This window comes from Vibrio sp. 10N.261.51.C6, from assembly GCF_041471785.1.
GTDB lineage: Bacteria > Pseudomonadota > Gammaproteobacteria > Enterobacterales > Vibrionaceae > Vibrio > Vibrio crassostreae_C.
Genome location: NZ_JBFRPB010000040.1, coordinates 16,942 through 29,569, shown reverse-complemented (window position 1 = coordinate 29,569; position 12,628 = coordinate 16,942). Strand labels below are relative to the sequence as shown.

12 protein-coding genes are annotated in these 12,628 nt (G+C 44.3%); 7 read left to right on the top strand and 5 right to left on the bottom strand.

Translation table 11 applies throughout. The features are described from left to right. Positions 1 to 110 precede the first annotated feature (110 nt). Complete coding sequence (locus AB4375_RS11190; protein ID WP_372051581.1) at positions 111 to 389, top strand: type II toxin-antitoxin system RelE/ParE family toxin; 279 nt, start codon at positions 111 to 113, stop codon at positions 387 to 389. After that, on the top strand, positions 389 to 685 hold the full coding sequence (locus AB4375_RS11185) for a HigA family addiction module antitoxin (protein ID WP_017067998.1): 297 nt from the start codon (positions 389 to 391) through the stop codon (positions 683 to 685). The genes AB4375_RS11190 and AB4375_RS11185 overlap by 1 nt, the downstream gene beginning before the upstream one ends. A 62-nt stretch (positions 686 to 747) precedes the next feature. On the opposite strand, the gene AB4375_RS11180 is transcribed toward AB4375_RS11185, so the two are convergent. Beyond that, entirely contained in the window at positions 748 to 2,097 is a 1,350-nt protein-coding gene (locus AB4375_RS11180; RefSeq protein ID WP_017067999.1) for an MATE family efflux transporter, read from the bottom strand. Between the two features lie 218 nt (positions 2,098 to 2,315). Here AB4375_RS11180 and AB4375_RS11175 point away from each other — a divergent pair, with 218 nt between their 5' ends. Then, a complete protein-coding gene (locus AB4375_RS11175; RefSeq protein WP_010433998.1) occupies positions 2,316 to 2,606 on the top strand; it encodes a co-chaperone GroES in 291 nt (96 codons plus the stop codon). Between the two features lie 206 nt (positions 2,607 to 2,812). Continuing rightward, positions 2,813 to 4,459 carry a chaperonin GroEL gene (groL, locus tag AB4375_RS11170; RefSeq protein ID WP_017061290.1) on the top strand — a complete coding sequence of 549 codons (1,647 nt, stop codon included), beginning with the start codon at positions 2,813 to 2,815 and terminating at the stop codon, positions 4,457 to 4,459. 153 nt (positions 4,460 to 4,612) lie between these two features. On the opposite strand, the gene AB4375_RS11165 is transcribed toward groL, so the two are convergent. After that, the gene (locus AB4375_RS11165) at positions 4,613 to 7,033 is read right to left on the bottom strand and encodes an ATP-binding protein (RefSeq protein WP_372051580.1); all 2,421 of its coding nucleotides are present in this window, start codon (positions 7,031 to 7,033) and stop codon (positions 4,613 to 4,615) included. Positions 7,034 to 7,474: 441 nt separating this feature from the next. Between AB4375_RS11165 and AB4375_RS11160 the strand changes: the two genes are divergently transcribed. Both AB4375_RS11160 and AB4375_RS11155 read left to right on the top strand, forming a co-directional pair. Further along, positions 7,475 to 8,032 carry a VC2662 family protein gene (locus AB4375_RS11160; RefSeq protein ID WP_017068001.1) on the top strand — a complete coding sequence of 186 codons (558 nt, stop codon included), beginning with the start codon at positions 7,475 to 7,477 and terminating at the stop codon, positions 8,030 to 8,032. Between the two features lie 192 nt (positions 8,033 to 8,224). Then, entirely contained in the window at positions 8,225 to 9,703 is a 1,479-nt protein-coding gene (locus AB4375_RS11155) for a diguanylate cyclase (RefSeq protein ID WP_017063163.1), read from the top strand. A gap of 86 nt (positions 9,704 to 9,789) precedes the next feature. Here the strand turns inward: AB4375_RS11155 and AB4375_RS11150 are convergent, their stop codons facing one another. From AB4375_RS11150 to epmB, 3 genes are all read right to left on the bottom strand, one after another. After that, complete coding sequence (locus AB4375_RS11150) at positions 9,790 to 10,278, bottom strand: MgtC/SapB family protein (RefSeq protein ID WP_004733333.1); 489 nt, start codon at positions 10,276 to 10,278, stop codon at positions 9,790 to 9,792. A gap of 105 nt (positions 10,279 to 10,383) precedes the next feature. Next, positions 10,384 to 10,929, bottom strand: a complete 546-nt coding sequence (locus AB4375_RS11145; protein WP_372051579.1) for a prepilin-type N-terminal cleavage/methylation domain-containing protein — start codon at positions 10,927 to 10,929, stop codon at positions 10,384 to 10,386. A 13-nt stretch (positions 10,930 to 10,942) separates the two neighbouring features. Next, positions 10,943 to 11,965, bottom strand: coding sequence for an EF-P beta-lysylation protein EpmB (epmB, locus tag AB4375_RS11140; protein WP_372051578.1), 1,023 nt, complete (start codon positions 11,963 to 11,965; stop codon positions 10,943 to 10,945). A gap of 33 nt (positions 11,966 to 11,998) precedes the next feature. On the opposite strand from epmB, the gene efp reads away from it, so the two are divergent. After that, positions 11,999 to 12,565 carry an elongation factor P gene (efp, locus tag AB4375_RS11135; RefSeq protein WP_372051577.1) on the top strand — a complete coding sequence of 189 codons (567 nt, stop codon included), beginning with the start codon at positions 11,999 to 12,001 and terminating at the stop codon, positions 12,563 to 12,565. The last annotated feature ends 63 nt before the right edge of the window (positions 12,566 to 12,628 follow it).

Here is a 12,628-nt window from a genome sequence, read left to right as displayed (position 1 = left end):
ATCTCGTATCTGTTTTTGAGGCTCTTCGCATCCCGTTTACCCGAATCTCGCATCTGCTCTTAAGCTGCTTGAAATTTGATTCATGATGCGCAACACGCTACACTCTCTGTATGATTAAAACATTCAAGCATAAAGGTCTCAAAAAGTTTTTTGAGACTGGCAGTAAAGCCGGTATTCAAGTTAAGCATGAGCGTAAGCTTAGGATGCAGTTGGCAGCTATAGATACTGCAACCATTATTGATGATGTTGATCTACCTGGCTTTAAGCTTCACCCATTAAAAGGGGATAGAGATGGTATTTGGTCAATCACAGTAAATGGTAATTGGCGTATTACTTTCGAATTTATTGATGGTAATGCCTATATTTTAAATTATGAGGATTATCACTAATGAGTATGCACAACCCTCCTCACCCAGGTGAGTTTATTTATGACCTATATATGGAACCGTTTGGTTATAGCTGTCGTTTTGTTGCAAAGCAGCTTGATGTATCCCCTTCTACGCTGAATCGTGTTCTTAAAGGCCAAAGTGCAGTTTCTCCTGAAATGGCTTTACGTCTTTCTAAGTCACTGGGTAGAACCCCGGAGAGTTGGTTAACAATGCAGGATCACTATGATCTGTGGCAAGCAAAACAGAACGTTAATCTAGCGAAGGTAAATACGATCAACTTTGCTCTAGCGACATAAATATAACGAAGATGGACTAAGCGCTGCGTAGTCAGCGTTTGTCTTTCAGTTTTTGGTTTGTACTATCCCTCTTCGTATCCCGCATCTGCTTTAGCCCTCACACGAAGTGCAAAGCAATACCCTGAAATACCACCCATGATGTTCCCCAAGGCTAAACCAATAAACAACCCTTCGACACCATCAATTTGGCTGCCTATCCACGCAAAGGGCAAGGTAAACACAAACAAACGCATGAAGCTCCATTGAAAGGCTTTGAGTGGTTGATGCATGGCATTCATTCCACTGATCAGCATCATCACAATACCTTGGAATCCATAGCTAAAGGGGACGACCAACAAGTAATGCCACAAAATGCCTCGTACGGATTCTTCTTGAGAGAACAGGGCAGCTAAGGGGATGCTCAACGGCACCATCATTAAGAAAATCAAACCTTGGAACATCACAGCAAAACGCATACTGAGAAACAATGCCTTAAAGCTGCGTTGAGAGTTGTTTGCGCCAAAGTTCTGCGCCATGAAAGGCGTAAGGGCTGAAGTCAGAGACATCAACACAATGATAAGAATGGATTCAATACGCTGAGCAGCACCATAAGCAGCAACGGCTTCGGTTCCCTGTTTGGCCAACATCATCATTATGATGGCACCCGCTAATGGATTGAGCGCATTGGACAGTGCCGCAGGAGTGCCGATAGTCAGTATTTGATACCAATCGCTAAGGATGTTTTTGATATTCGGTAAAGCCAGAAGCTTTTCTCGTTTAATCAAGATGTACAGCGAGCAACACAAAGCGCCAAACCAACTGAAACCACTTGCAATTGCAGCACCTTGAATCCCTAGTTCAGGGAAGGGGCCGTATCCAAAAATAAGCAAAGGGTCGAGAACGCCGTTGATTAACCCTGCCAGCATCATGATTTTAGCAGGCGTTTTGGTATCGCCACTGGCACGAATAGCGCTGTTGCCTGCCATTGGGATCACTAATAGGGGAATGGTGATATACCAGATCAGCATGTACTCAGAGATCAGAGGCAGTAACTCCGCTTCGGCACCCAATAAAGTAAATAAGGGGTCGAGTGAGATAATGCCAACAGCGGAAGCGCAGCAGACCAGAAGTAGCGCGAGTAATAATCCATGGCAGGTAAAGCGTGCTGCATTTTGTGCGCTGCCTTGGCCAAGCAATCGACCGATACATGTCGATAAGCCAATACCAATCCCCATGGTGATGCAGTTGATGGCAAAGGTGACTGGAAAGGTAAAGCTCACTGCTGCAAGTGCTTGTGTGCCGAGCAGTGAGATAAAGAAGGTATCGACCAAGTTAAACATCAAGATCGCCACCATACCGAATATGGTCGGTATGGTCATGGTACGCAATGTACTCTCAATTGGGGCAGTTAATAGCCCGTGCTTATCTTGCATGCAAAACGCCGATAGAAACCAAAAGCGTAGGATAAACAGATGCGGGATACGAGTAAACGAAAAGCAGGGAAAGATGAGGGGTGAGAATCTGCACTTTAGCTCACAATTTTTTCGTTCCCCCCTTGGGATCTTTCACATCGCCCCCAACATATTGTTTGACCCACGCTAATCGTGGCAACTATCAAAATTTAAATGGAAATTATCAGGAGATAAGACCGATGAATATCCGTCCTCTACATGACCGAGTTATCGTTGAGCGCCAAGAAGTTGAATCTAAATCTGCTGGTGGCATCGTTCTAACTGGTTCTGCCGCAGAAAAATCGACTCGCGGTATCATTCTAGCTGTCGGCAAAGGCCGCATTCTAGAAAACGGTTCAGTGCAACCGTTGGACGTAAAAGTTGGCGATACCGTTATCTTTGCTGAAGGTTACGGCACGAAAACTGAAAAAATCGACGGCAAAGAAGTTCTGATTATGTCTGAAAACGACATCATGGCGATCGTCGAGTAATCTATTTTTCATTTAACTCTCAGTAAAAGTTATCAGAGCCAGTATTGGATGATTCATATCGTCATTCCAGAAATGAGGAACGAATTATCTGGAATCTAAACAGAGTGCGATTTGAGTAGATTCTGAATCACGTTCGTCCCTCACTGTTCAGAATGACGCGATAACGCTGAGACGCCCCGAAACAAAGAATTTGAAAGGAAATTAAGATGGCTGCTAAAGACGTTAAATTTGGTAATGACGCACGTATTAAAATGCTAGAAGGTGTAAACGTTCTGGCTGACGCAGTAAAAGTAACACTAGGTCCTAAAGGCCGTAACGTTGTTTTAGACAAATCATTTGGCGCACCAACGATCACTAAAGATGGTGTTTCAGTTGCACGTGAAATCGAACTTGAAGACAAGTTCCAAAACATGGGCGCGCAAATGGTTAAAGAAGTGGCTTCGCAAGCGAATGACGCGGCGGGCGACGGTACGACTACAGCAACAGTTCTTGCTCAAGCAATCATCACTGAAGGCTTAAAAGCCGTTGCTGCTGGCATGAATCCAATGGATCTTAAGCGCGGTATCGACAAAGCAGTTATCGCTGCAGTTGAAGAGCTAAAAGGCCTTTCTGTTCCATGTGCAGATACAAAAGCTATCGCGCAAGTAGGTACTATCTCTGCGAACTCTGATTCGACAGTAGGTAACATCATTGCTGAAGCGATGGAAAAAGTAGGTCGTGATGGCGTAATCACGGTTGAAGAAGGTCAGGCTCTACAAGACGAGCTAGACGTAGTTGAAGGTATGCAGTTCGACCGTGGTTACCTATCTCCTTACTTCATCAACAACCAAGAAGCGGGTTCTGTTGATCTAGAAAGCCCATTCATTCTTCTTATCGACAAGAAAGTTTCGAACATCCGTGAACTTCTTCCGACTCTAGAAGCAGTTGCTAAGGCATCTCGTCCACTTCTTATCATCGCTGAAGATGTAGAAGGCGAAGCGCTTGCAACTCTAGTTGTGAACAACATGCGTGGCATCGTTAAAGTGGCTGCTGTTAAAGCGCCTGGTTTCGGTGACCGTCGTAAGTCTATGCTGCAAGACATCGCTATCCTAACTGGCGGTACGGTTATCTCTGAAGAGATCGGCCTAGACCTAGAGAAAGTAACGCTAGAAGACCTAGGTCAAGCTAAGCGTGTAACTATCACTAAAGAAAACTCAACCATCATCGATGGCGCGGGCGAAGAAACAATGATCCAAGGTCGTGTTTCTCAAATCCGTCAACAAATCGAAGATGCAACGTCTGACTACGACAAAGAGAAACTTCAAGAGCGCGTAGCTAAGCTAGCTGGCGGTGTTGCAGTAATCAAAGTAGGCGCTGCAACTGAAGTTGAGATGAAAGAGAAGAAAGACCGCGTTGAAGATGCACTTCACGCAACTCGCGCTGCCGTTGAAGAAGGTGTGGTTGCTGGTGGTGGTGTTGCACTTATCCGCGCTGCATCTAAAGTTGCTGGCCTTGAAGGCGACAACGAAGAGCAAAACGTCGGTATCCGTGTTGCACTACGTGCAATGGAAGCGCCTATCCGTCAAATCACTAAGAACGCAGGTGATGAAGAATCTGTTGTTGCTAACAACGTTCGTGCTGGCGAAGGTAACTACGGTTACAACGCGGCGACTGGCGAATACGGCGACATGATTGCAATGGGTATCCTAGATCCAACTAAGGTAACTCGCTCTGCACTTCAGTTCGCAGCGTCAGTTGCTGGTCTTATGATCACAACAGAAGCGATGATCACTGATAAGCCACAAGATTCTGGCCCTGCAATGCCTGATATGGGTGGCATGGGCGGTATGGGTGGCATGGGCGGCATGATGTAATCATCCCCCTTTCTCTATAGCAGAGAAAGTCACACATAAGCTTTAGAAAACGGAGACTTCGGTCTCCGTTTTTTTGCTCTTAAGCCTTATTTATTCGCATCCCGTATCTGTATTTCAGCTTCACCATCACTCTTTTTTTCCAAAGCTCCTTGGTCAGCCTGCTTTGTGCGTAAACTGTTGTTCATCAATTTTTTGCAGCATCATGTCACGCTTAAATGGTTTTGGAAGATAATCGTTCATTCCACACTCGAAGCAATGTTTAATATCATCATCGAGCACGGATGCCGTTAAAGCGAGGATATGTGTTGCCTGAAGTTGCAGGTTTTCTTCATAGCGCCTGATTCGCTCTGTTGCCTCAAAGCCATCTACATTCGGCATCATGCAGTCCATCAAGATAAGGCCGATGTCTTGATGATGCTCTTTATATAAATCAATCGCTTCTTGTCCATCATTGGCAACCCAATATTCAATCCCTAACTTATCTAAATTGATACATACCACCTTCTGATTTACGCGGTTATCTTCAACTATGAGGACTTTTTGACGTACAGTCGCTTCTATCGGCTCAGGTTGATGTTGAGGGGGTTGTGGCTGTGACCTTTCAAGCACGGAGTTCAACATGCTACTTAAGCGGGAACCGAGCATAGGAAGAGTCACATAGCCTGAGATAAAATGACACTCACTCATAGGATCACTAAGATTATCTTTCACTATGATGATTTTCACCTCTGGTGCTAAGCGATGCAGTGTTTTGGCTTGGTTAATATCTTCCATCAAAGCGATCTCTGGGAGGTCAGTTGCCGCCAAGTTTGTTTCGATTGATTTTAGTTGTGGTGAGTAACCAAGGCGGAACAAGTCATCGAGTAAAAGTTTCGATGGCGCATCTGAATAATAGACAACGGTTTGTTTACGATTTTTATGTTCAGAATGATCTGATGGCACTACGGTTAATTGGAAATGAAAGCAACTGCCCACGTCCTTCTCTGACTCAACGTTTATCGAGCCTCCCATCATTTCCACCATACGTGACGAAATACTAAGCCCTAATCCGGTCCCCGCAATATTGGAGGTGATGTTGGTATCTTCTTGGCAAAACGCTTTGAAAATGTGCTCTTGTTGGTCTGCTGCGATACCAATACCCGTATCTCGAACAGAAAACTCGACCACACACTCTGTTTCCAATGATGGAAGCCGTTTAGCGGTGAATACGATAGAGCCTTGTTCTGTAAATTTGATCGCATTTGAGGCTAAATTCATCAACACTTGGCGAATTTTATTCCCATCAACATGAATGTACTCTGGGAGCTCGCCATCAATTTCAACTTCCAACTTAATCTGCTTTTGATAAGCTTTAGAAGAAATCAGAGTCACGCTATCAAACAGCAGCTCTCTTAAGTCTGTCGTATGTGGATTAATTTCCAGTTTACCCGATTCAATTTTGGACAGATCGAGAACATCGTTGATCAACATAAGTAAGGTTTGAGAAGAGGTATAGATAGTCCCAAGGCAGTCTTTTTGTTCTGCGGATAGTTTGGTTTCTGCCAGTATTTCTGACATACCAATCACGCCATTAAGCGGTGTCCGTATCTCATGAGACATATTGGCAAGAAAGGCACTTTTTGCGCGGTTTGCTTGTCGTGCTTTCTCTTGTGAAACAATCAATTGAGTTTCAAGTTGACTGGCACGCCACACAACATAAAGCAGCACCAGTAACGTCACCCCTCCTAATGCGGCTGTTGATATATAGCGGTACCACTTTACCTGTATCAAGTTCTCTGCGATTCGCTTAGGAGTTTCGGTGAACAGCAAATTGAGTTCATCTTCAACATGATAAATGCTGCTCGTGAGTTCTCCTTTCAAACCGCTGTCAGAGCTGTACCCGACACTCTTTAACCCGCGCTGTAATCGCCAAAAATGGCGTTTGAAATTATTAAACGAAGCCAGTGCAGTAATCGTTCGGGTATTCTCTTCGACTTCGTATTGGATCTTGTATAGTGAATCGACTATCTGATCTAATGTTTTCTGCTCAAAACCAGTAAAAAACTGATACATGAGATCTTGCGTACCGATAAACAGTTCTTCAAGCTGCTTATTATTGGCTTCATGTACGAAGCGCTCAAGTGTCAACGCTGCGTTTTTAAGTTTCTCAATGAGCCCAATTTGGTCCCCTTGACCATGTATGCTGGCTAACTCAAGGGCTAATAATGAAAAGGCTGTGTGGTACTCGTCGAGATACTCGACAACTTTGGCATAATTAAAAGAAATATTGAGGTCGCTTCGTACGATTTTCCCATCGATCTCAGCCAGCTTTTCGATCAGCTGACTTCGCTTTATATTGAGTTGTTCTTGAATCTCTGGTTGCCTTGTGGAAACAAACTGCTGCTCTTGTCGTCTGACAGAGAGCATAACGCTATAAGCTTCAGAAAGACTGAGCTGGAGATTAATCATGTCCTGCTCTTTGTTCTTCAGAGCATGGCTAACATAGATATAGAGGCCTAAAAATAACACGATAGCCAAAAAACCACGCGAAATAATCGCTTTAATGGTCTGTTTATTCGTAGGTTCCTTAATCATGCTATTCCCGCTGTTTCATATCGTTCTATTCCTATATTAGAATTTAGTTTATTTTCAGAATTTTACGAACATTAGTTTTTGAATACCTGAGGTCTGTTGAGCTTTTATCAATAAATTTTTTAGGATGACATCGCTTTAGATGCGGCAATAAGTGTGTGGGCTATAAGCTTGTGAAACATGTTGATTTTCTCGCCTAGATTTTTGTTTGGAATAATAAGCGTTAGAGCGGAGGTTTCGGTCTCTGTTTTTTTTGCTTTTCGCATCTCGTTCACTCGAATCCCGCATCTGCTCTTAACCATTGCTCTTTATGATTTAGCGGCTTATATTCAACAGTACAGTTATTACATTGATTTAACATGGGTAGCTGTTGAATAAAGGACAATAAATGCTTGATTAAAAATGGATTAATCAAGTTAACAATAAGTCAGTGGAGACTCCCCAATGAAAAAACTACTTTCAGTACTTGCTGTGTCGGCAGCAGTAATGGCACCGGCAGCATTTGCTTCTTCGCCTGTTATGTTTTCAACGATTAACGGTTTCAACGCACCTGATTCAGATGCGGTTGGCGGTGTGCGTTTGGCTCTGCTTCACGGACAAGTAAACGACCTTAAAGGTGTCGATCTTGCCGTTGTTGGTATGTCTGAGACGCAAACGACCACAGGTGTGAACCTTGGTATTTTTGGTGCATCAAAAGTGAACCAAGAAATGACCGGTGCATCTCTGGGTTTCTTCAACTGGAATACGGGTAAAACAACCGGTGTTAACCTGGGTGCTGTGAACATTACTAATGATGTGAAAGGCGCGAACGTGAGTTTTGTAAACTACTCAGAAGGTAACACTATGGTTGATGTTGGTGCAGCGAACCTTTCAGAAGTGTCTACGGTTCAGGTTGGTATCTTCAACAAAACCAACAAAATCGAAGGCGTACAAGTTGGTCTGATCAACTGTGCTGACAACGGTTTCTTCCCGTGCTTCCCGATTGTAAACTTTGCTAAGTAAGGCTTAGTGTTACTATAGTGATTCATAACGCCTAAGTGCATCTGACTTAGGCGTTATTGCAACTCAACATTTTCTTATAGATATCCAAACGCCCCTCCAAAATAGATAAGCATATTGTTTTATATTTTCTATTGCAGTATTTTTACTTATGAGTACAATGTGCGATAAACTCCTAATGATGATTTATATGCTTTGATTAACCACCATACCGTTGATTTTAAAAAGGCTTTCTTAGGCCTGACCGCCAGTTTTTTAGTAGTTTTGAGCTTGTTGCTCGTTGATTCAGCGGAAGAATCAGATAAACAGTATGGAATGGAAAACCAAGGCGTAACACGCTCTTTAGCGGAGCTCACACAGATCATAAATGCGCTTGAGTACAACATCACTGCGCTTTATCCACTGCATGGGGATACCTACGTATTCTCGCATGACAAAAAGATCGAGGGTGAGACGTGTTACTTCACCAGTGAGGAGCAACATGCCCCTCGTTTTGATTTTATGTTCTCTGGCCCTCGCGAGATGTGCAACCCGGAATCGGACCTTTATACCGAAGCGGGTAAGCGCCTGTTCATCGCGCCGACCATGGCTTATTTTGCCAATACCATTGATACCATCTCTGCGATTTATTTCATTTCAAAAGAGAAATTCATTATCTCTTCGCCTTCTGATTTTGCCAGTTACATTAAGGGCGACACCTTTGATTCGGTTGTGAATAGCAGGCCTTATTGGGTGAACACGATTCGCTTTGGCTTAGCTCAAGGGCAAGACCAAGTGGTGTATACCGGCCAATATGATGACTACCTGACAGGTCAGAAAGTGGTGACCTTAACCAAAGGAATCTACGTTAATGGTGAGTTTAAAGGGGTGTTGGGTGTCGATGGTTATGTCTCGAACCTAGTATCGAACCCTACCCATGGCTATAAAGTCACCAGTACTCGAGGCGCAAACAAATACGGGTTTATGGATTTTACGTATTCCAAGCCTCTGTATGTTGATGACATTAACACCCAGCTATATCTGAGTATTGAAGAAGATAAGAGCGAGCACTTTCTGCATGTATTGGAGATGGAGAAGATTCAGCTTTCGATACTGTTGGTTTTGTATCTGCTCTCGGTTTTATGGCTATGGCGCTTCTATACAAGACAAGAGCACCAGCGTTTAAATGAGCTAGCAATGCGCGACCCATTAACGGGCTTGCTGAATCGACGTGGTTTTGAGGCTCGATTACTGGCGCAAGATGAAGAGCCGATTATTGGTGTTGGCGTGTTTGATATCGATGATTTCAAAGTCGTTAATGATCAGCATGGCCATAAAGTGGGGGACGAGGTGATTTGCCATGTTGCTCGGTTGATGCTGAACAGCGTTAGACAGCAAGATATCGTGGCTCGATTTGGTGGCGAAGAGTTTGTTGTCGCGATTACGGGTGAATCGTCTGAGTTGCTTTCATCGATCTTTGAGCGAATTCAAAACGACATTAGCCTACAGAGTTATCGATGCCCTACGGGTGACAAGATTAGTATCTCAGTGTCTGGTGGCGCGACGCTTTACTCTTTGTATAAGTTCGACAGCGTAGGGCACTTGTGGGAAAACCAGAGTATTCGTTCGTCTGATGAGCAGCTCTATAAGGCAAAGGCTGCGGGTAAGAATCAGGTGTGCATTCAGGTGTATTAAGTTCTCCCAAAATAATGCGAAGCCTAGTCGTTTGACTAGGCTTCTTTGTATCATTGGCATTACCACTAAGGCTATCAAGTGCTGCGCTATTTCTTCACGCGACCTTTTCGCATCCACTTTTGGTGAACGCCACGACGTAAGCTTTGGAAGCTGTTTTCCACTTTATCGACACCAAGCAGAATCACTAGCGCCATTAGCGTGATAATGACCGATTGGGAAAGATGCCCTAGTGCGATCATCATACCTAATGCTGCGAGTACCCAGATAATTGCGGCTGAAGTCACGCCATGAATCTTGCCATCCAGTGTCATCATTACACCAGCCCCAAGAAATCCAACACCCGTAATTATCTGACCAAGCACACGAGCTTGATCGAGTGTGTTGGGGGATAGGCTGATCGCCATGGTGAGGAAGAAATAGGTACCACTGATGATCAGAATCGACGTTCGGATTCCGACGGGTTTACCGCGTGTTTGCCTTTCGATTCCGATTAAAGAACCACACAGCATGCATGCAGCGAGGCCTGCCCAGCTAAAGGGGGCAAGGTTGAGAGTTTGTTCTATAAATTGTGACATATCACCCCTCCTAAAAATTTAGAATAGAGCCGAGTATGCTAATAATAGACCGGACGATCGAACAAAAACTTTTTGTCTTAACGATTGATAAAGATTACTTAAAACCTAGCAGCCGCTTGTTGTTAAGGTGAAGGCTGGTGTCGTGGTCTCTGTCGCTTCTTGGTACTCAAGGTAGCAGTTATCAGCCTGTTTTTTTCGGCTAGAAGGCGCATAAAGAATAATGCCATCATTCGCATCTGTGTTGGTAAAGAACCAGTCAGCTCGACCCGTATCCCAAACAGCATCTAGAAAGGTTGATTCGATGAGCTGTGACCAAGTTTGATCGTTCATCGCTGCAGGGTAACCGTAAGCGACCAATATATCGTCACCCTCAACATTAATCGATGCGCTAGCTGCTTTATCTAAGCCCAATGCTGATGTCTTACCATAAAGCATAGCACTTGCGCCCTCCATTCCGCCTTTAAGGCCGTTTAATGTCGAGATACGAGCATCGGTTTGAAGGTTGAGGAACTTAGAAGCTGCAGTGACCGACACAATACCTAGAATCACGATCACCACGACCAGCTCGATGATGGTGAAACCTCTTGAGCTGAACCTAAGCGCTGGTTGAGATGTGGTTGCTGGTGGAGCAACTGAGGTATTGTGTTTCATTGATACAACTTCTCTATTCAATGTGTAGGTCGAGCGGTGTCTTGCTGCTGCGTCCGCCAATCTCACGGGTTAACTTAGGTACTAGGTAGCCAGAAACCTCAGAGATTAATCCTTTAAAGTGATGCTTCGCCTCTTCATCTGAAATATAGAAGTGCGCTGCGCCCTGAACCTTATCAAGTACATGCATATAGTAAGGTAAAATACCGGCGTCGAATAGCTTTTCGCTTAATTCTTTCAATGAGTTAGCGCTGTTGTTTACGCCTTTAAGCATCACGCCTTGGTTGAGCAGAGTAGCACCACTTAACTTAAGCTTGTGGAAAGCTTGTTTGAGCTCTAAGTTAATTTCGTTGGCATGGTTAATATGGCTGACCATCACTACATTAAGGCGAGTGTTAGTCAATGTTTGGCAGAGTTCGTCAGTCACTCGCGCTGGAATCACAACCGGTAATCGGCTATGAATTCGAGCGGTCTTTACATGTGGAATCTGTTCGATGGCATTGATCAGCCATTCGAGTTCGCTATCTTTTGCCATCAAAGGGTCGCCACCCGATAAGATAACTTCGTTGATCTCTGGGTGAGCCGCCACATAGTCGAGGCTGGTTTGCCAAACAGACTTCGAGCCCTTGTTATCTTGGTAAGGGAAGTGACGACGGAAGCAGTAGCGGCAGTTTACAGCGCACCCCCCTTTTACAATCATCAGTGCGCGGTTTTTGTATTTATGCAGTAGCCCGGGAATGGCGTTGTCTTGCTCTTCCAAAGGATCGGCGGAATAGCCTTGGTGTACCTCAAACTCTTCGCTTAGCGGTAAAATTTGTCGTAGCAATGGATCGTGTGGGTTGCCTTTTTCCATTCGTTCGACAAAGCTAAGAGGTACCCGAAGTGCAAATAACTCACGAGCAGCGAAGCCTGCTTGCCATGGTGTTGGGTCTATTTCCAATGCCTCAAGCAGTTTTGTCGGGTCAGAGATCGCATTCGATAGTTGTTTGAGCCAGTTTTGCTCAACAGATTCGACTTTTCGGGTTATGATATGCGGCATTGAAATTAACTCAAAGATGTGGAAGAGAAAATCATGGCGTCAGTAAGCACCAATGAATTCAAAGGCGGTTTAAAATTCATGATGGATAACGAGCCTTGCTCAATTATCGAAAATGAATACGTTAAGCCAGGTAAAGGCCAAGCGTTTAACCGTGTTAAACTTCGTAAACTGCTGTCAGGCAAAGTGTTAGAGAAAACATTTAAGTCAGGCGATACAGTAGAACTAGCGGACGTTGTAGACGTTGAACTAGGCTACCTATACAGCGATGGCGAATTCTACCACTTCATGAACAACGAAACATTCGAGCAAATCGCTGCTGATACAAAAGCAGTAGGCGAGACTTCTAAATGGTTAGTTGAAAACGACGTATGTACTCTAACGTTGTGGAATGATAACCCTATCACAGTAACTCCACCAAACTTTGTTGAGATCGCAGTAACAGAAACCGATCCTGGCCTTAAAGGCGACACACAAGGTACTGGCGGTAAGCCTGCAACTCTAGCAACAGGCGCGGTAGTTCGCGTACCTCTATTCATCGCTATCGGTGAAGTTGTTAAAGTTGATACTCGTACTGGCGAATACGTTGGTCGTGTGAAGTAATTGACTTCAAGTATCTGAAAAAGGTCGCTTAGGCGGCCTTTTTTTGTACCTCAAGATTGGGGA